Genomic DNA, 19,441 nt, shown 5'->3' with positions numbered 1-19,441 from the left:
AAATAAAAAAGGGCCTGCAATTGCAGGCCCTTTTTGTTTTCCGATGTGCTTAAGGCTTGTGCGCCCGCGACAGGAATTCGTGCGATTGCATCTCGAGCAGTCGACTAAGCGTGCGCTGGAACTCGAAGTTCAAACGCCCGCCGGTGTACAGATCCTTCAGCTCGACTTCAGCAGAAATGATCAGTTTGACGTTGCGGTCGTAGAACTCGTCGACCATGTTGATGAAGCGTCGCGCGATGTCGTCGGTGGTGACGCTCATCTGCTCGACGCCGCTGAGCAACACGGCGTGGAAGATCTTGCCCAGTTCGATGTAATCGTTCTGGCTGCGCGGGCCGTCGCACAGTTCGCGGAAGTCGAACCAGGCCACGTCATCACAAGTACGCAATGCACGGATTTCGCGGTTTTCGATCATCAGCACATCGTTCTCGACCGCTGCCGTGCATTCCGGTGTCAGCGCACGGAAGCTCTTGCGCAGACTTTCGTGCGCAGCTTCGTCGAGCGGGAAGTGGAACAGCTCCGCTTGCTCGAGGTGACGCAGACGGTAATCGACGCCGCTGTCGACATTGACGATCTCGGTGTTCTGCTTGATCAGCGCGATGGCCGGCAGGAAGCGCGCACGTTGCAGGCCGTCCTTGTACAAGCCGTCCGGCACGATGTTCGAGGTCGCGACCAGGGTCACGCCGTTCTTGAACAACTCTTCCATCAGCGTGCCGAGGATCATCGCGTCGGTGATGTCGGAGACGAAGAATTCATCGAAGCAGATCACCCGCGACTCGTCGGAGAAGCGCTTGGCGATGATGGTCAGCGGGTTCTTTTCGCCGCCGAGGGTCTTCATCTCTTCGTGCACGCGCTTCATGAAGCGGTGGAAGTGCGTGCGGGTCTTCTCCTTGAACGGCAGCGCTTCGAAGAAGGTGTCGACCAGGTAAGTCTTGCCACGGCCAACGCCGCCCCAGAAGTACAGACCCTTGACCGGCGCCTGGTTCTTTTTGCCAAACAGCTTGCCCAGCAAGCCCGGCTTGTTCTGGTCGGCCGCGACCAGATCGTCGTACAGGCGCTGCAAATGACGCACGGCAGTTTCCTGCGCCGCGTCATGGAAGAAGTCCGGGCGTTTCAGATCAGCTTGATATCGTTCTAGGGGCGTCATAATTCGTTAGCAAGGCAACAAAAACGGGCCGTCACTGTAGCGACGGCCCGTGGGAATGGCAATCGGCCCTTGGTCGGGCCGCGCCGCTGATTATTCCTGAACCGGTGTCAGAGCGATCCGCAAGGCCTCGACGGCCGCATCCCGCGCAGCAGCGTCGACGAACGTCGGGCTGTCGCCGACACACGCGCCTTCGAGCCAGACGCTGAAGCTCAGGTCTTCGCTGCGCACATCCAGCGCTTGGCCGGATTGCAGTTGCTTGGTCACCTGGCCGGCAGTCTTGCCGTCAGCGAAGTTGCGCGACAACAGCAATTGCTCGCCATCCGCCGCCAGCAGACGGAAACGGAAGCTGCCGTCGTCCTCACGGAAACTGACGAAGCGTGCGGCTTTCGCGGCTTTCTTCTTGGTGGTCGCGGCGACCTGCACCTGATTGACGAACGAACGCAGACCAACCGCTTCGCGCAGTTCGTTGAGGAACGGCGTTGCCACCGCACGGGCCTTCTTGGCGCCGATCTGCAGCATGTCCTCCAGATCTGCCGGGCGCTCGATCAGTTGGTGGTAACGCTCGCGCGCCTCACCCAGATCGTTGTCGAGCAGCTGGAACAATCGACTCTTGGCCTCGCCCCAACCCAGACCACCGAGCAATTCGCTGCGGAATTCGTCGGCCTGCGCTGGCGTAGCGAATGCCTGGAACAGCGTGAACAAGTGCGAGTTGTCCGGGTCCTTGGCTTCGCCCGGCGCGCGCGAGTCGGTGACGATCCGCGAGATCGCGTCCTTCATCTCTTTGGCGCTGGAGAACAACGGGATGGTGTTGTCGTAGCTCTTGGACATCTTGCGCCCGTCCAGACCCGGCAGCGTGGCGACGCTTTCCTCGATCAGCGCTTCAGGCATGGTGAAGAATTCTTTGCCTTGGCCGAACAGGTGGTTGAAACGTTGACCAATGTCACGGGCCATTTCCACGTGCTGAATCTGATCGCGACCGACCGGCACCTTGTGCGCGTTGAACATCAGAATGTCCGCCGCCATCAGCACCGGGTAGCTGTAGAGGCCCATGGTGATGCCGGCATCCGGGTCTTCACCGGTCTCGACGTTTTTGTCCACCGAAGCCTTGTAAGCGTGGGCGCGGTTGAGCAGGCCTTTGGCGGCAACACAGGTCAGCAGCCAGGTCAGCTCGGGGATTTCCGGGATGTCCGACTGGCGATAGAAGGTCACACGATCGACGTCGAGACCACCGGCCAGCCAGGTCGCGGCGATTTCCAGACGCGAGCGCTGAATGCGCAGCGGGTCATCGCATTTGATCAGGGCGTGATAGTCGGCCAGGAAATAGAACGAGTCGGCGTTGCTGTCGCGGCTGGCGAGGATCGCCGGGCGGATGGCGCCGGCGTAGTTGCCCAAGTGCGGCGTGCCGGTGGTGGTGATGCCGGTGAGGATGCGGGTACGGTTCGTCATGGGTAATCGCTTGTCAGACTGCAATCAATTCGAGAGACGCGGCAGGATCAGATCCTTGAGATCAGTCAACTTGCCATGAAAAAAGTGTCCGCATTCTGCCACTTTCAGCAGCTCATGGGGGCGCTGGAGTTGCTCGGACCAGTCGTAGACCAGTTGCGGATCGATCACTTCGTCGGTTTCCGGCTGGATCACGGTCAACTCGCCGATCTGTGGCAGTTGATCCTGATCGCCCAGACGCATGACCGCTGGCGCAACCATGAACAGATGCTGGATCTGCTCGCCCTGAGCTTCAAGACGGCCGCCGAGACTTGCTGCAACAAATCCGCCGAAGGAGAATCCGAACAGCGTCAGCGGCAGATACGGGTGTTTTTCCCGCAGCCACACAGCTGCAGCTTGAGCGTCGTCGACTTCACCGGTGCCCATATCGTGGGAGCCTGCGCTGGCGCCGACGCCACGGTAATTGAAGCGCAGGGTGATCAGGCCGGCGTCGCGCGCGGTGCGCTGCAGGGTCGAGACGACTTTATTAAGCATGGTGCCGCCCTGCACCGGGTTCGGGTGGCAGATCAGCGCAATGCCGCGCGGCTGCTCGTTGTCCAGATACAAAGCTTCCAGTTGGCCGACTGGGCCATCAATCACTACAGGGGTTTCACGCATCAGCAAGGAAGGAACTCCGTGACCTCGAATCGGGTCGACTCGTCTAGCAAATTGTCTGTGCCAATCTATTGCGAGTGAATCGCGGTATACAGCGCAGGTTCGAGCCGTTAACGTAAAGCAAAGCCGTTTATAGAGGAAGGACTCGTGGAACACTCGCTCTTAGTTTGGTTGTTACCGACTCTTGCCCTGGTTGTGGGTGTCGCCATTGGTTTCCTGATCGCACGCGTTGCGCCGAACGCCGCGCCCAGCCGCACACAGCGGCAACTGGACGATATTCAGGAACGTTTCGACAATTATCAGAATGAGGTGGTGACCCACTTCAACAGCACCGCGACACTGGTCAAGAAACTGACCCAGAGCTATCAGGAAGTGCAGGACCATCTCGCCGAGGGCGCCAATCGTCTGGCCCTCGACGAGCAGACCCGCCAGCGCCTGCTCGCTTCGCTGCACTCCGATGCCGTACAGGCACCGCGTGAACGCCTGACGCCCCCCCGCGATCAGGAGCCGCCACGCGATTACGCGCCAAAGACGCCGAACGCGCCGGGCATGCTCGATGAGCATTACGGCCTGAAGAAGTAATCCAGCGCCAACAAAAAGCCCCCGGACAATCACTTGTCCGGGGGCTTTTTTGTATCTGATGATTTGTATCACCAGTGATGGCGTCATCGCTGGCAAGCCAGCTCCCACAGGTATCAGTGGTGTACACAAAATCAGTGTTCCACAAATCACCCTCTGGGAGCTGGCTTGCCAGCAATGAGGCCATACCAAGCCACACAAAAAAATGCCCGATCACAGGACCGGGCATCTCTTCATTCAGGCAATCGCTTACGGATACTGCTGAACCGTGCCCGGCTGTTGCTGCTGGCCACCGTACTGCTGGCCCGGGATCGCTTTCAGATTGACCTCAACGCGGCGGTTCTGCGCGCGGCCATTGACGTCGCCGTTGCTGGCGATCGGATTATCCGGGCCGGCGCCACGGGCGCTCAGGTTGGCACCGCTGACACCTTGCGAAGTCAGGTAAGTGGCCACGCTCTGCGCACGACGCTGGGACAGGTCCATGTTGTGCTGACGGCTGCCGGTGCTGTCGGTGTAGCCGACGATCTCGATCTGGTTCTGGCTGAATTCCTTCAGCGAACCGGCGAGGTTGTTCAGCGGCTGGTAGAAGCTCGAAGCGATGTTCGCCGAATCGGTGGCGAAGGTGATGTTACCCGGCATGATCAGTTTGATCTGATCGCCCTGGCGCTGCACTTCAACCCCGGTGTTGGCCATGCTGGCGCGCAGTTTCTTTTCTTGCTGGTCAGCGTAATAACCGTAACCGGCCGCCGAAGCACCTACGACCGCAGCGCCGATCAAGGCGCCCTTGCCACGATTGTCGTGACCGATAGCGGCGCCGGCGAGCGCACCGGCCAGAGCACCGAGGCCACCGTACTTGGCAGTTTTGCTCATGCCTTGCGAGCCGCCGTCAGCCTGGCCCTGATTGTCATATGGGTTAGGCGAGGCGCAGCCGGACAGTACGGCCACGGCAGTAGCGACAATAATCAAACGACGCGTGGTGAACATGGAGAGCTCCTACATTGCATTCTTGGGTGCAACGGCCATTGGCAAAGACCTGTGCGGGCGTTGGATCATTCCCGCGCGTAATAATTCCGCCGCACGCGCATGACAAAATATTCAGGCTCGTACAAACGGGTTCTCGCGCATCTCATCGCCCAGACGCGTATCCGGACCGTGCCCGGTAACCACTGTCGCGTCTTCGTCCAGCGTATACAGCCGTTGCTTGATCGAGCGCACGATGGTCGCCTGATCGCCACCCCACAAATCCGTGCGCCCTACTCCGCGCCGGAACAGCGTGTCACCGGCAATCAACAGCTTAGCTTCGGAAAACCAAAAGCTCATGGAACCTGGTGTATGACCGGGCGTGTGCAGCGCAACGCCGCAACCACAGGCCAGCTCTTCATCATCGGACAGCCAGCGATCCGGTGGCGGCACCGGCACGTAGGGCACGCCGAACATCTGGCATTGCATCTCGAGGTTGTCCCACAGGAATTGATCTTCCTTGTGCAGATGCAGGGTCGCGCCAGTTTTTTCTTTCATCTGCCCGGAGGCGAGGAAATGATCGAGATGCGCGTGGGTGTGGATGATGCTGACGACTTTCAGGCCCAGCGCATCGAGGCGGGCCATGATCAGGTCGGGATTGCCGCCCGGATCGACGACGATGGCTTTCTTCGTGACGGGGTCGCCGATGATGGTGCAGTTGCACTGCAAAGGGCCGACGGGGAAGGTTTCGCGGATGAGCGCGGGAATGGGAGCAGTCATGATTGATCCTGGAAGATCGGTTTGGTGATGGCTTCAGGATTGTACTGCACACGCCGATATAGAACGCCAGGTCAGTTAATTGACGCCATTAATCAGAAAATAGTGGCCTAATGATGTCAAACATATAAGTTCTGGTGCAAAATCATACTTTTGTAGCGGTCGCATCAGGAAAGGCCGCAGCGCACTCAGGAAAAATCAGCATGCCGACGCCAAGTACCTATTCACCCAGCCTTCCATCCTCAATGACAGGTGTTGCCATTGTCGACAGCCTGCTTTCCGGCACCTATTGGCTGGGATCTGACTGGAATCCGCTGGGGCCGACCAACCTCAGCTATAGCTTCATGGCGCCGGTCACTTCGTATTTCGTAACCAAGTACAGCCCCGACAATGAGTACAACGCACTCTATGAGCTGACTGCCGGGCAAAAGCTCGCGGTGACCAGTGCACTGAGCGCCTGGAGTGCTGTCGCCAACCTCAATTTCACGCTGACCAGCGACACCATGGCCAATGTGGGGGATATGCGTTTTGGCGCCTATCGATTGATGGACAACCAAACGGCTGCCTGGGCCTACTTCCCCGCCAATAATCCCTCTGGCGGTGATGTGTGGATTGGTCCGCAAACCAATGACCCGAGCCCGGCCAAGGGCACCTATGACTACATGACATTCGTGCATGAAATCGGTCATGCCTTGGGTCTCAAGCACCCCTTCGACACCAGTTCGACCAACAAGACCCTGTTGACTCCGACGCTGGACGATGTCCACTACACCGTGATGAGTTACAACAGCAATTATTCCTATCAGCCGACTACCCCGATGGTACTCGACATCCTTGCGATTCAGAGTCTGTATGGCGCCAATACGCTGTGGCAGGCAGGTGACACCGTTTACAAATGGGCCACCGACCAGTCGATCTTCGAGACTATCTGGGATGCGGGCGGCAACGACACCATTGACGGCAGCAATCAGCTTGCCGCCGTCGGCATCAATTTGAATGAAGGTGCTTACAGTCAGATCGGCAAGACGTTCGTCGACCTCACTAATCAGACTGCCATCAATGACGGGCTGGCGATCGCATACGGCGCCAAGATTGAAAATGCCACCGGCTCTGCCTTCAATGACACGCTGGTCGGCAACGCGCTGAATAACACCCTCAATGGCATGGCCGGTGCCGACACCATGATCGGTGGCGACGGTGTCGACACTTACTACGTCGACAACGTCGGCGACGTAGTGATCGAAACCGATGCCTCGCTGACTGCACTCGACCGAGTGTTCTCGTCCATCGATTACACCCTCGGCGCCAACGTCGAGAACCTGATTCTCACCGGTTCCGCCAACCTCAACGGCACTGGCAGCGCGGTGAATAACCGGATGACCGGTAACGATGGCGCCAACATCCTGGATGGCGGCCTCGGCGCGGACACCCTGATCGGTGGCTTGGGCAACGACACCTATGTCGTTGACAACCTTGGCGACACCACCACCGAAACCAGCACCTTGGCGAGCGAAATCGACACCGTACGCTCCTCGGTGGACTGGACGCTGGGCGCCAACCTGGAAAATCTGGTATTGACCGCCAGCGCAATCAACGGCACCGGCAACGCCTTGGCCAACACCCTGACCGGCAACGCGGCGGCCAATACCCTGGATGGCGGTCTGGGTGCCGACACCATGATCGGTGGCGACGGCGTCGACACCTACTACGTCGACAACGTCGGTGACGTGGTGATCGAAACCGACGCCTCGCTGACTGCGCTCGACCGGGTGTTCTCGTCCATCGATTACACCCTCGGCGCCAACGTCGAGAACCTGATTCTCACCGGTAGCGCCAACCTCAATGGCACCGGCAGCGCCGTCAACAATCGGATGACCGGTAACAGCGGCGCCAACACTCTGGACGGCGGCCTTGGTGCCGACACCATGATCGGTGGCGACGGTGTCGACACTTACTACGTCGACAACGTCGGCGACGTAGTGATCGAAACCGATGCCTCGCTGACTGCACTCGACCGAGTGTTCTCGTCCATCGACTACACCCTCGGCGCCAACGTCGAGAACCTGATTCTCACCGGTTCCGCCAACCTCAACGGCACTGGCAGCGCGGTGAATAACCGGATGACCGGTAACGACGGCGCCAACATCCTGGATGGCGGCCTCGGCACGGACACCCTGATCGGTGGCCTGGGCAACGACACCTACATCGTCGACAACATTGGCGATACCACCACCGAAACCAGCACCTTGGCGAGCGAAATCGACACCGTACGCTCCTCGGTGGACTGGACGCTGGGCGCCAATCTGGAAAATCTGGTATTGACCGGCAGCGCAATCAACGGCACCGGCAACGCCTTGGCCAACACCCTGACCGGCAACGCGGCGGCCAACACCCTGGATGGCGGTCTGGGTGCCGACACCATGATCGGTGGCGACGGCGTCGACACCTACTACGTCGACAACGTCGGCGACGTGGTGATCGAAACCGACGCCTCGCTGACTGCGCTCGACCGGGTGTTCTCGTCCATCGATTACACCCTCGGCGCCAACGTCGAGAACCTGATCCTCACCGGTACCGCCAACCTCAACGGCACTGGCAGCGCGGTGAGTAACCGGATGACCGGTAACGATGGAGCCAACATACTTGATGGCGGCCTTGGTGCGGACACCCTGATCGGCGGCTTGGGCAACGACACCTATGTCGTTGACAACCTTGGCGACACCATCACCGAAGCCAGCACGCTGGCGAGCGAGATTGACACAGTACGTTCATCCGTAAACTGGACGTTGGGCGCCAATCTGGAAAACCTGTTTCTCACCGGCAGCGACAACCTGGATGCCGTTGGCAACACCCTGAACAACACGCTGGTCGGCAACAGCGGCAACAATGTCCTGAACGGTGGTGCCGGCGACGACACCATGGACGGCGGACTCGGTACCGACACCATGATCGGTGGCGACGGTGTCGACACTTACTACGTCGACAACGTCGGCGACGTCGTGATCGAAACCGATGCCTCGCTGACTGCACTCGACCGAGTGTTCTCGTCCATCGACTACACCCTTGTCGCCAACGTCGAGAACTTGATCCTCACCGGTTCCGCCAACCTCAACGGCACTGGCAGCGCGGTGAATAACCGGATGACCGGTAACGACGGCGCCAACATCCTGGATGGCGGCCTCGGCGCGGACACCCTGATCGGTGGCTTGGGCAACGACACCTATGTCGTTGACAACCTTGGCGACACCACCACCGAAACCAGCACCTTGGCGAGCGAAATCGACACCGTACGCTCCTCGGTGGACTGGACGCTGGGCGCCAACCTGGAAAATCTGGTATTGACCGGCAGCGCAATCAACGGCAACGGCAACGCCTTGGCCAACACCCTGACCGGCAACGCGGCGGCCAACACCCTGGATGGCGGTCTGGGTGCCGACACCATGATCGGTGGCGACGGCGTCGACACCTACTACGTCGACAACGTCGGTGACGTGGTGATCGAAACCGACGCCTCGCTGACTGCGCTCGACCGGGTGTTCTCGTCCATCGATTACACCCTCGGCGCCAACGTCGAGAACCTGATTCTCACCGGTAGCGCCAACCTCAATGGCACCGGCAGCGCCGTCAACAATCGGATGACCGGTAACAGTGGCGCCAACACTCTGGACGGCGGCCTTGGTGCCGACACCATGATCGGTGGCGACGGTGTCGACACTTACTACGTCGACAACGTCGGTGATGTGGTGATCGAAACCGATGCCTCGCTGACCGCACTCGACCGGGTGTTCTCGTCCATCGACTACACCCTCGGCGCCAACGTCGAGAACCTGATTCTCACCGGTTCCGCCAACCTCAACGGCACTGGCAGCGCGGTGAATAACCGTATGACCGGTAACGACGGCGCCAACATCCTGGATGGCGGCCTCGGCACGGACACCCTGATCGGTGGCCTGGGCAACGACACCTACATCGTCGACAACCTTGGCGATACCACCACCGAAACCAGCACCTTGGCGAGCGAAATCGACACCGTACGCTCCTCGGTGGACTGGACGCTGGGCGCCAATCTGGAAAATCTGGTATTGACCGCCAGCGCAATCAACGGCACCGGCAACGCCTTGGCCAACACCCTGACCGGCAACGCGGCGGCCAATACCCTGGATGGCGGTCTGGGTGCCGACACCATGATCGGTGGCGACGGCGTCGACACCTACTACGTCGACAACGTCGGTGACGTGGTGATCGAAACCGACGCCTCGCTGACTGCGCTCGACCGGGTGTTCTCGTCCATCGATTACACCCTCGGCGCCAACGTCGAGAACCTGATTCTCACCGGTAGCGCCAACCTCAACGGCACTGGCAGCGCGGTGAGTAACCGGATGACCGGTAACAGTGGCAACAATATTCTTGATGGTGGCCTTGGCATCGACACCATGATCGGTGGTGCCGGTGATGACATCTACGTTGTGGATAACTATCAGGATGTGGTGACCGAACAGCTCGGTGAAGGCCATGACCTGGTCCGAACCAGCGTCAGTTACACGCTCTCGGCCAATGTCGAGGACCTGACGATGCTCGGCACCGACTATGGAACCTTGACCGGCAATGCCTTGGACAACGTGATCAGGGGCAACTCCGGCACCAACTACATTGATGGCGGGCTAGGTGCCGATACCATGATCGGCGGCGATAGCTCCGACATTTACTACGTCGAAAACGTTGGCGATGTGGTCATCGAACTCGCCAACGAAGGCGTGGACACCGTCAATATCAGCATCGACTACACACTGACGGACAACGTCGAAGACGGCCAGATGATGGGCAATGCCAACCTGAATCTGACCGGTAACGACCTGAATAACAACTTGCACGGCAATAACGGAAACAACATCCTGTCGGGTGGACTCGGCGCCGATATCATGATCGGTGAGGGCGGCGACGATATCTTCATCGTGGATAACGTTAATGACTCCGTGTTTGAATCGCCTTTCGATGGTGGCCACGATCTCATCCGGACCACGGTGGATTACAGGCTCGCGGAGAACGTCGAAGACGGTACGATGCTCGGTAATGCCGACCTGACGCTGTGGGGCAATAACCTCGATAACGTCCTGACGGGGAACTCCGGCAATAACATTCTCTGGGGCTATGACGGTACCGACAAACTATACGGCGGTGAAGGTAACGACACACTGTACGGCGGGTTGGGCAATACCACGCTGAACGGTGGTACAGGCGCCGACGCCTTTGCCTTCAGCAATCTGTTCGTGGCCAATGCTGCAATGGGTGGAGCACCCTCCCATAACGTCATTGCCGATTTCAACGCACTGGAAGGGGACAAGATCGATTTCTCCGGTTTCGACATTGATCCCATGGCCCTGGGCATCCAACACATGACGTTCATTGGCGCAAATGCGTTCACCGGAACCGGGCAACTGCGCTTCGCGGATCATGTGCTGTCGGGCAACTTGAGCGAAAGCTTAGGGGGTTACTTCGAAGTGCAACTGGTAGGTGTCAGCGCTCTCAGCACTAACGACGTATTGGTTTGAACCTTCGCTCTTCAAGCGCGATTGGAATAGGCAAATGAAAAACACCCCGTCACTGCGGGGTGTTTTTTTGTTAGCGCTTTTTCATCCTAGGCTAACAACCCCAACTCTTTGGCCCGTGCCACTGCCTGCGTCCGCCGCTCGACCGCCAGTTTGCTGTTGATATGGCTGGCGTGGGTTTTCACGGTGTGCAGTGAGATGAACAGCTGGGTGCTGATCTCCTGATTCGAGCAACCTTTGGCGATCAGACGCAGAACCGCCAGTTCACGGCTGCTGAGCTGCTCAGCGGCACCTGACTCCACGACTGGAGGGACCGGTGCATGCGGAAAATGCTCGAGCAACTGTTTCCCAGCCAACGTCGGCGACATCATCAGTTGCCCGCGAAGCCAACCCGCATGGTCCCTCAGCAGACTGTCGAACGGCTGCAGCACACCCCCGGCAGCCGCATCCAATGCCTGACTCAAGACCTTGCGTGCTTCCGACTCACGTCCACCACCCAGCAACAATGCAACTTTTTGCGTCAGCGCCATGACGCTGAGCAATTGCCGTCCGGTCTGGTGACCGTTTTCCAGCAACACGTTCAAACGCCCTTCGGCACGCATCGGTTGTCCCTGAATCACATCCAGCAGTGCTTGTTGCAACTCCACGTGCAAAGGCAATTGGGGATGAAACTCCGGCGGTGCCGCTGCGCGTTCGCCGGTATAGGTCTGGCCCAGTCGGGTCAGCCACGCCTCGGCCAGGTCGAGCCGGCGCTGAGCCAGCCAGAGTTCGCATTTGACCAGAGTGATCATCGCCAGATAGTAGATCGGGGGCACGTCCCAGATGTGCATAAGGCGTTCGGCTTCGGCAAGCTCAGCAAATGCCTTGGCGAATTCTCCTGCGCTGCCTTCCAGTCGGGCGATGACGCAGTGGCCGATCAAAACGCTAATGTCGCGACAAGCCCGCGCTTCAATGAGCCCTGCCTGCAATTTTGTACGCGCGGCCTGCGACTGCAAGCGCATCGCCAGCAGAAAGCCTTCGTATAACGTCAGACGGGCGCGCACCGCGTACAGCCGCTGCGTCGACAGTCCGCGCAGACGAGCCAGACCTTCATGCACTTCGTCGAGCGCTCGCAGAATTTCTCCACGCGCCTGCAACACGCGGGCACGATCGTAATGGGCCAACGCTTCGAACAACGGATTGCCGACCCGCTGCGCCAGCTCCAATGATTCGCGGTTCAAACCGCGCGCGCGCCACAGGTCACCGTCGGCGATCGCCAGATTGGACAAGGTCGAAAGGCACATCAGCCGTTGCCCGTAACGCTTGGCCGGCAGGCTTTCCAGCGCTTCGTTGCAATAAGCCAGAGTCAATTCACGCTGCCCACGGCCACGGGCGATGATCCCGCTCAGCGCCAGCCATTGCGCGAGCATCGACTTCTGCGCAGTGGCCGACGGTGCCGGCAGGAAGCGACTCAGATGACTGGCCAGCTCTTCGGCGGCGTCAAGCTGGCAAGCCAGCCCCAAAGCCCAGCTGTACAGCACGATCAGCCGTGGCGTGCTGATCAGCAGGCTGTCGGGCAAGTCCATTTTCCAGCGCAGTAGCATGCCGACGTTTTGCTCTGCCAGCAGTTGTTCTTCAGAAAGGTTCTGCACCAGATTCGCCGCCACATCGAGATGGCCGGCGCGTAACGCCTGTTCCACTGCCTCATCCAGCAGACCCTGTGCGTTGAACCAGCGACAGGCGCGCAGGTGCAGGGTCGCGGTCGGCACCATCGCTTGCGCCACGGGCCGACTGCGCAACAGATCGGAAAACAGGTGGTGATAGCGATACCAGTGGCCATGCTCGTCCAGCGGCACCAGGAACACCTGATGCGCCAAGAGAAATCTGAGGATTTCGGCACTGTCATGGGCTTCGCGAACGGCGTCGCATAGCTCGCTGCAAAAGCGATCCTGGGGAGCCGTCTCGAACAGAAATGCTTGAACTTCGGGAGGCAGGCAATCGATGACTTCTTCCAGCAGATAGTCGCGGATCAGCCCTTCTCCACCGTTCAAGGCTTGCGGTAAAGGCGCCTGATTGCCGGCCTCGGACACCGCCAGCAGCCAGAACCGCAACCCGGCCACCCAGCCTTCGCTGCGTTGAATCAGGTTTTCCAGCGCTTCGCCGCGCAGGGAACTGCTATGGCGATCAAGCAGGGTCATGGCTTCGTCGTGGGTAAGACGCAGGTCCTGCTCGTGCAGTTCGAGTAATTGTCGCGAGAGGCGCAGGCGCGCCAGATGCCAGTCGGGCCGCTGGCGGCTGGTGACCATGACCAGCAAGCCGTCAGGCAGATGATTGAGGAAAAATTGCAGGCAGCGGTCGAGCACCGGCCCTTGTGCAAGGTGGTAATCATCCAGAACAAGAAGTATCGGCGTCTTGGGATCGAGGTGCTGAGCGAGTTCATCAAGCAAGCCATCGAGCCATTCTTCGAAAGCGAACGGCTGATGCCGCTGACGCATCTTGAGCAGCCCCAGCGCCCGGCTGCCGATCGGCGGAAAATAGTCCTGCAAGCCTTCGAGCAGACGCTCAAGAAAGCGCCCCGGATCATTGTCGCGAACACTCAGGCCGAGCCACAGACTTTGCCAGTGCGCTGGCAGGCTCTGACAGAACTCCACCGCCAGCGAACTCTTGCCGAATCCGGCCGGGGCGCTGACCAATAGCAGACGACCACCGAGACCAGCACTCAGGCGTTCGCACAGACGCGGGCGCAACACGTGACCATCAGGTAACGGCGGGCGAAAAAAACGCCCGTCGAGTGCCGCGACGGCAACGCTTGCAGGACCCGCAAGTGGGGACAGATCAGTCATGGCCGGCTCTTGTTGTAGGGCGGTTGGCGGCGTAGCAGATGTCCGCAGACTAGCCTTAAACGAAGCGGTTATGAAGGTGGTTGCTACAAATGGCTACAAAAAGGCTACAGGAAAAGTGACAGGCAAAAAAACGCCCCGAACCAGTCGGGGCGTTTTCACGAGGATGCGGCCTCGCGTTGCTACAGCTTAGCGAACACCATCCTGACGCAGCGCGGCCGGCGTGAAGTCGCTGGTGGTGGCGGTGAAACCGAAGTCATACGCCTGCTTCTCTTCGTTCTTCATGCCCAGCGCCAGGTAGCGGCCGGACTGCAGGTCGTAGAGGGTTTCCAGGGCATACCACGGCACTTGCTTGTCGTAGTAGTTCTCGGCATGTGCCTCGGCCACACGCCACAGTTGGCCACGACCATCGTAGTGGTCGATCACCGCAGCCTGCCAGGTATCTTCATCGATGAAGAAGTCACGCTTGGCGTAGATGTGCCGCTGACCTTCCTTCAAGGTTGCAGTCACGTGCCAGACACGACGCAGTTCATAACGCGCCAGATCCTGGTTGATGTGACCGGCCTTGATGATGTCGGCGTACTTGAGCTTCGGATCGTCGAGTTTGTAGCTGTCGGAGGCGATGTACATCTCCTGTTTGCCAATGAGCTTCCAGTCGTAACGATCCGGTGCACCGTTGAACATGTCGAGGTTGTCGGAAGTGCGCAGACCGTCCGCCGCAGTACCCGGCCCGTCATAGGACACTTGTGGTGCGCGACGCACACGACGCTGACCGGCGTTGTAGACCCACGCCGAACGCGGTTCTTTCACCTGATCGAGGGTTTCGTGTACCAGCAACACACCACCGGCCAGACGTGCCGGCGCGGTCACTTTCTGCTTGAAGTAGAACAGGATGTTGCCCGGATTCGCCGGATCGTAGTCCTTCATCTTGTCGCGGAACACGAACTGATCCTGGAAATACACCAGACTGTACGAGCCATTCGGTTGCGGCGTGGCCTGAGTTACCAGACGGGTTACGCTGCCGCCGCGATAGCGGGTGATGTGGTTCCAGATGACTTCGACGCCGGTTTTCGGAATCGGGAACGGCACCGCGGTCTCGAAGTTTTCCAGGCCGTTGCCGCCTTGCACCAGGTTCGTGGTGGTGGCGTTTTTCTTGATGGACGCAAACACTTCATCTGGAACCGTCGCGCCGCGATGAGACGGGTAGACCGGCATCTTGAAGGTTTCCGGATAACGCTTGAACATCGCGTACTGACCCGGTGCGAGCTTGTCCTTGTACTTGTCTACATCCTTTGCAGTGATGGTAAACAGTGGTTGTTCGCTGGCGTACGGGTTCGACAGGAAGCCCTTGCTGTCGACGCTACCGGCATTCTTCGGCAGCGGCTTCCAGGCCGGGATCGAGTTGTCGGCGTTGCCGGCCATCTCGGCGCCCATCGGGGTCAGGCTCTTGCCCAGCTTGTCCGCTTCAGCGGCAGGCACTGCTGCCATGACACTTGTTGCCAGCAGCGAAAGGCCCAGAACACCGGCGTGGAACAGACTCTTTGTTATTTTCATAAGTTCGTTCGTCCTGAAAATGCAGTGCTTAGAAGTTCACGCCGAAGCTGAGCGCAACGAAGTCGCGGTCGTCCACGGTGGTGTACTTGCCGTCAAAGAAGTTGGTGTAGGCCAGGCTCGCGGTGTAGGTGTTCTGGTATTCGGCATCGACACCCAGGCTGACCGCTTTGCGACCTTCCTCGAAGTTGCCGCCAGGGCCCGGCGAGTAGCCGCTTACGTCATGGGACCAGGCCACGTTCGGCTTGAGGTTGACGCCGGCGAACACGTCGTTGTATTCCCAGATCGCACGACCGCGATAGCCCCACGAGGTCGCCGTGGTGAAACCTTCATCATCGCAATTGCGGCTGCGGTTGTTCTGCGGCGAACCTGCGCCTGCCCCGTTGATGGTGCTGGCGTTGAGGATGTTGGCGCAGGTGTTGGCACCACCGGTAGCCGGCAATTCGCCCGGGCCGTAGACCGGATCACGGCCGTAGCGGATGTTGGAGCTGCTTTCCAGACCGCCGACGTGAGTCACGCCCACTTCACCGACCAGGGTCAGACGGCTGGCGCCCATGACTTGATCGAAGAAGTGCGTCAGGGTGGTCTGGAACTGGGTGATTTCCTTGCGACGATAGCCGTGCAGGTCCTGACCCGGAACACCGGTCAACAGCGAAGCATTGGTCAACGCGCCACCCAGCGGACGCACACCTGCGAACAGGATGTCGGTGGAATTCAACTGCACCGGGGCGTTCGGCCGGTAGCTGAGTTCACCGCTCCATGCCGTACCGGTAGGCAGGGTAGTGGAGAAGCTCAGGCCATAGAGGCGGATGTCTTCAGGGTATTCGACGAAGTACTTCGAGTTACCGGCGACCAGCAACGGTGCAAGGGCAGCGAACGGCCCGGGCAGGCTGGCTGCGGTGTTGTAGACCGACTGTGGCGCACCGGTGGCACTGAAGATCGGCGCACGGCTGTGGTAGTTCATGAAGTACGCACCGAACTCGGTATCAAGCGGTTCGAACATGTACTTGAGGGACGCACCCCACTGGCCGCCGTCGCGGGCATCACGGTCGGCGCCGCGCTGGACCAGAACACCTTCCTCGTTGACGTTGACGCCGTTGGCTGCCAATGGTCCCAGGGCCACAGCGGGAATGGTCGAACGCTTGTTCAGCACGCGCAGGTTGTTTTCGCAGCCGTCGGCAATGATGTCCGGCTGGGAGAAGAACGTGCCGCAGTTGTCGACAACGGTCTGATCCCATTCGAGCTGGTAAAAAGCTTCGGCCGAGAGATTTTCGGTCAGGCTCTGCGACACATAGAACATGTTGACCGGGATCAGGCCTTCCTTGATCTCGGCGCCCGGACGACGGAATGCGGAGACATCGATCGGGTTGATCGAGTTGATGCCGCCGCCGATGAAGGTACTTTCACCCCAGCTCACTACTTGCTTGCCCAGACGCACGGAACCGGGCTGATCGGCAATCGAGTAGTTGTGGTAGACGAATGCATCGAGGATCTGCCCGCCGGAAGACTTGGCGCCTTCCTTGCGGTTGTTGTCGCTGATGTCCTTGAACTGGCGGCTCTCGTCCTTGAGTTCGAAGTCATACCAGTATTTGCCACGGACGAATACACCGGTGTCGCCGTATTTCAATTCAAGGTCATGGATACCCTTGAAGATCTTCGAGAAGGTTTCGCCGCTCTTGAAGTTGGCGTGACCGTCGTCGGAGGTCTGCGACAGGCCATGGCCGCCGTTGTTGACGCCGATGAGGTTCTTGTTCGGACTCTGGGTAGACCAACTGGCACCGATCGACAGGGAGGAGTCGAACTGGCCTTCGATTTCACCGACGTTGAAACTGACGCCGAATGCGGGCCCGGCGAGCGAAGAAGCAAGACTGACCGCCAGAGGCAGTTTCGCCCGGCGCCAGAACTGGTTTACTGAGGTCATCGACGCTACTCCATGTGCATTATTGTTATGGCAGTTAGTACTTTTAAAAACGCTTGAAGGACCGAAAGCCAAGGGCTGCCCGAAATCACTCCAATGTTGCATCGCCCCGTGTTGTGCGTTTGCCCCGTTCTTAAAAATCCTTGAGCGGACTATAGCCAGCAGGTTGTACTGCTTGATCCCTCTAAAGTGTGATTTGCAGCTGCCGGCCACTCTGGAACAGTCCTTTCGCCAGTCCGACACATGTCGGCACGGCAAGGATGGCTGAAAATTCGGATTTCACAAGCCAAGCGCTTGCTAGGGAGGTCTGGCGCGCCGTTTTCGGCGCGCCAGGGACGCTCAAAGCGTCGAAAGGAAGGTGCTGTTATTGCTCTGCCATTCAGTGATGTCGAGGCGGATGCGCTTCTTGTCGAGTTTGCCGACGCTGGTCTTGGGAATTTCCGTAACAACGGCAATCTGACTCGGGATCGCCCACTTGCTAAGGTGTCCTAATTCGACGAATGGCTTGAGGTGTTCCTTGAGCTCACGCGCCCCGATTTCGTGGCCTTCGCGGATCACCAGCAGGGCAAACGGGCGCTCGCCCCACTGCGGATCAGCGATGCCCACCACTGCTACTTCGCGTACCGCGACGTGCCGGCTGATCAAATCTTCGAGGTCCAGCGAGGAGATCCACTCGCCGCCGGTCTTGATCACGTCCTTGATGCGGTCGCGTATATCAATCACGCCCATGCCGTCCAGTGTGGCGACGTCACCGGTGTGCAGCCAGCCGCCCGCCCACAGCTCGGCACCCTTCTGCGGCTCGTTGAAATAGCCTTCGGTCAACCATGGCGCACGCAGCACCAGCTCGCCCTGGGTTTCGCCGTCGGCGGGGAGGAAGTTGCCCTCGCTGTCGACAATCGCCGCTTCCACCAACGGTCCAGGCACGCCGGCCTTGATCCGATAAGTGGTGCGCTCGTCCTCGGTGCCGGCCATCAGTTCATCGTTCAAATGTGCGCAGGACACCAGCGGACCGGTTTCCGACATGCCATAGGCTGCCGTCAGTTGAATGCCTTTGCTCTTGGCGGCTTCATAAAGCGAGCGGTTCAGCGCACTGCCGCCGATGACGATTTTCCAGCCGCCGAAATCGGTAGTTTGCGCGCCCTTGGCGTTGAGCAGCATTTGCAGAATGGTCGGCACACAATGCGAGAACGTGACCTTCTCCTTGCGCCACAACTCGACGAGAAATTCCGGATCGTAACGCCCTGGATAGACCTGTTTGAGCCCGAGCATCGTCGCTACATACGGCAAGCCCCACGCGTGCACATGGAACATCGGCGTGATCGGCATGTACACATCGTTGGTGCCGAGCAGGCGCACGCTGTCGATGGAGCCCATGATCGTCGACACGCCCATGGTGTGCAGCACCAGCTGCCGATGGGTGAAGTACACGCCTTTCGGGTTGCCGGTGGTGCCAGTGGTGTAGAACGTGGTCGCGACCGAGTTTTCGTCGAAATCCGCGAAATCATAGTGCGGGCTCGCTGCGGCCAGCAGTTGCTCGTACTCACCGACCAGATTCGGCAGATCGGCGGTTTTTTCCGGTAGATCGGTAAGTAGCAGGGTTTTTTCGACCGAAGTCAGGTGCGGAGCGATGGCCTGATACAGCCCGACGAACTCGCTGTTGACCAGCACGAAGCGGTCTTCGGCGTGGTTCATGGTGTAGAGAATCTGTTCCGGCGACAGGCGCACGTTGATGGTGTGGATCACCGCGCCAATCATCGGAATCGCGAACATGCATTCCAGGTAGCGATGGCTGTCCCAGTCCATCACCGCCACGGTATCGCCAGCCTTGACCCCGGCCGCCGTCAGTACATTGGCCAGCCGCGCCACACGCTCGATCAGCGTCGGATAGCTGTAGCGCAACTGGTCGCGGTAGATGATCTCGCGGGTTTTCTCATAACGGGCGCCGGACATCAGCAGCCGTTTGATCAGCAATGGATACTGGTACGCCCCTTCAGCGGGCGGAATGACGCGAGTCTGCAACATAAGAATCCCTTTTCTGACTGCACGGTGT

At 59.3% G+C, this 19,441-nt stretch carries 11 protein-coding genes; 2 read left to right on the top strand and 9 right to left on the bottom strand.

Features of this window, described 5'->3' with window-relative positions; all coding sequences use genetic code 11:
• Positions 1–49: 49 nt before the first annotated feature.
• The 3 genes from zapE to ACP7BN_RS19995 all read right to left on the bottom strand — a co-directional run bounded on the left by zapE (position 50) and on the right by ACP7BN_RS19995 (position 3,244).
• Positions 50–1,144: a cell division protein ZapE gene (zapE, locus tag ACP7BN_RS20005; RefSeq protein WP_426205766.1), complete on the bottom strand. Its 1,095-nt coding sequence runs from the start codon at positions 1,142–1,144 to the stop codon at positions 50–52.
• 90 nt (positions 1,145–1,234) lie between these two features.
• Positions 1,235–2,590: a tryptophan--tRNA ligase gene (locus ACP7BN_RS20000; RefSeq protein WP_426205765.1), complete on the bottom strand. Its 1,356-nt coding sequence runs from the start codon at positions 2,588–2,590 to the stop codon at positions 1,235–1,237.
• Positions 2,591–2,614: 24 nt separating this feature from the next.
• On the bottom strand, positions 2,615–3,244 hold the full coding sequence (locus tag ACP7BN_RS19995) for an alpha/beta hydrolase (RefSeq protein ID WP_426205813.1): 630 nt from the start codon (positions 3,242–3,244) through the stop codon (positions 2,615–2,617).
• A gap of 144 nt (positions 3,245–3,388) precedes the next feature.
• On the opposite strand from ACP7BN_RS19995, the gene ACP7BN_RS19990 reads away from it, so the two are divergent.
• Positions 3,389–3,823 (top strand): YhcB family protein, encoded by a 435-nt coding sequence (locus ACP7BN_RS19990; RefSeq protein WP_420650830.1) that lies wholly within the window; start codon positions 3,389–3,391, stop codon positions 3,821–3,823.
• A gap of 246 nt (positions 3,824–4,069) precedes the next feature.
• Here ACP7BN_RS19990 and ACP7BN_RS19985 read toward each other — a convergent pair whose 3' ends face one another.
• Both ACP7BN_RS19985 and ACP7BN_RS19980 read right to left on the bottom strand, forming a co-directional pair.
• Positions 4,070–4,804, bottom strand: a complete 735-nt coding sequence (locus ACP7BN_RS19985; protein WP_420650829.1) for an OmpA family protein — start codon at positions 4,802–4,804, stop codon at positions 4,070–4,072.
• 111 nt (positions 4,805–4,915) lie between these two features.
• Positions 4,916–5,560: an MBL fold metallo-hydrolase gene (locus ACP7BN_RS19980; RefSeq protein WP_426205764.1), complete on the bottom strand. Its 645-nt coding sequence runs from the start codon at positions 5,558–5,560 to the stop codon at positions 4,916–4,918.
• A gap of 200 nt (positions 5,561–5,760) precedes the next feature.
• Between ACP7BN_RS19980 and ACP7BN_RS19975 the strand changes: the two genes are divergently transcribed.
• Positions 5,761–11,106: a matrixin family metalloprotease gene (locus ACP7BN_RS19975; RefSeq protein WP_426205763.1), complete on the top strand. Its 5,346-nt coding sequence runs from the start codon at positions 5,761–5,763 to the stop codon at positions 11,104–11,106.
• Positions 11,107–11,192: 86 nt separating this feature from the next.
• Here ACP7BN_RS19975 and ACP7BN_RS19970 read toward each other — a convergent pair whose 3' ends face one another.
• The 4 genes from ACP7BN_RS19970 to ACP7BN_RS19955 all read right to left on the bottom strand — a co-directional run bounded on the left by ACP7BN_RS19970 (position 11,193) and on the right by ACP7BN_RS19955 (position 19,413).
• Positions 11,193–13,925 (bottom strand): LuxR C-terminal-related transcriptional regulator, encoded by a 2,733-nt coding sequence (locus tag ACP7BN_RS19970; RefSeq protein ID WP_426205762.1) that lies wholly within the window; start codon positions 13,923–13,925, stop codon positions 11,193–11,195.
• 186 nt (positions 13,926–14,111) lie between these two features.
• A complete protein-coding gene (locus ACP7BN_RS19965) occupies positions 14,112–15,476 on the bottom strand; it encodes a DUF1329 domain-containing protein (protein ID WP_420650760.1) in 1,365 nt (454 codons plus the stop codon).
• A gap of 28 nt (positions 15,477–15,504) precedes the next feature.
• Positions 15,505–17,394 carry a DUF1302 domain-containing protein gene (locus tag ACP7BN_RS19960; RefSeq protein ID WP_420650761.1) on the bottom strand — a complete coding sequence of 630 codons (1,890 nt, stop codon included), beginning with the start codon at positions 17,392–17,394 and terminating at the stop codon, positions 15,505–15,507.
• Between the two features lie 336 nt (positions 17,395–17,730).
• Positions 17,731–19,413, bottom strand: coding sequence for a fatty acid--CoA ligase (locus ACP7BN_RS19955; RefSeq protein ID WP_426205761.1), 1,683 nt, complete (start codon positions 19,411–19,413; stop codon positions 17,731–17,733).
• Positions 19,414–19,441: the final 28 nt, after the last annotated feature.

Origin of the sequence: Pseudomonas sp. TWP3-1 (genome assembly GCF_049896625.1) — a bacterium.
Classification (GTDB): Bacteria; Pseudomonadota; Gammaproteobacteria; order Pseudomonadales; family Pseudomonadaceae; genus Aquipseudomonas.
The sequence above is the reverse complement of the archived record's forward strand: the minus strand, read 5'-3'. Positions and strand labels throughout refer to the sequence as shown.

Excerpts from the sequence above, each read along its gene's own strand:
- zapE (WP_426205766.1), bottom strand. The coding sequence starts at position 1,144 with ATGACGCCCCTAGAACGATATCAAGCTGATCTGAAACGCCCGGACTTC.
- ACP7BN_RS20000 (WP_426205765.1), bottom strand. The coding sequence starts at position 2,590 with ATGACGAACCGTACCCGCATCCTCACCGGCATCACCACCACCGGCACG.
- ACP7BN_RS19995 (WP_426205813.1), bottom strand. The coding sequence starts at position 3,244 with ATGCGTGAAACCCCTGTAGTGATTGATGGCCCAGTCGGCCAACTGGAA.
- ACP7BN_RS19985 (WP_420650829.1), bottom strand. The coding sequence starts at position 4,804 with ATGTTCACCACGCGTCGTTTGATTATTGTCGCTACTGCCGTGGCCGTA.
- ACP7BN_RS19980 (WP_426205764.1), bottom strand. The coding sequence starts at position 5,560 with ATGACTGCTCCCATTCCCGCGCTCATCCGCGAAACCTTCCCCGTCGGC.
- ACP7BN_RS19975 (WP_426205763.1), top strand. The coding sequence starts at position 5,761 with ATGCCGACGCCAAGTACCTATTCACCCAGCCTTCCATCCTCAATGACA.
- ACP7BN_RS19970 (WP_426205762.1), bottom strand. The coding sequence starts at position 13,925 with ATGACTGATCTGTCCCCACTTGCGGGTCCTGCAAGCGTTGCCGTCGCG.
- ACP7BN_RS19965 (WP_420650760.1), bottom strand. The coding sequence starts at position 15,476 with ATGAAAATAACAAAGAGTCTGTTCCACGCCGGTGTTCTGGGCCTTTCG.
- ACP7BN_RS19960 (WP_420650761.1), bottom strand. The coding sequence starts at position 17,394 with ATGACCTCAGTAAACCAGTTCTGGCGCCGGGCGAAACTGCCTCTGGCG.
- ACP7BN_RS19955 (WP_426205761.1), bottom strand. The coding sequence starts at position 19,413 with ATGTTGCAGACTCGCGTCATTCCGCCCGCTGAAGGGGCGTACCAGTAT.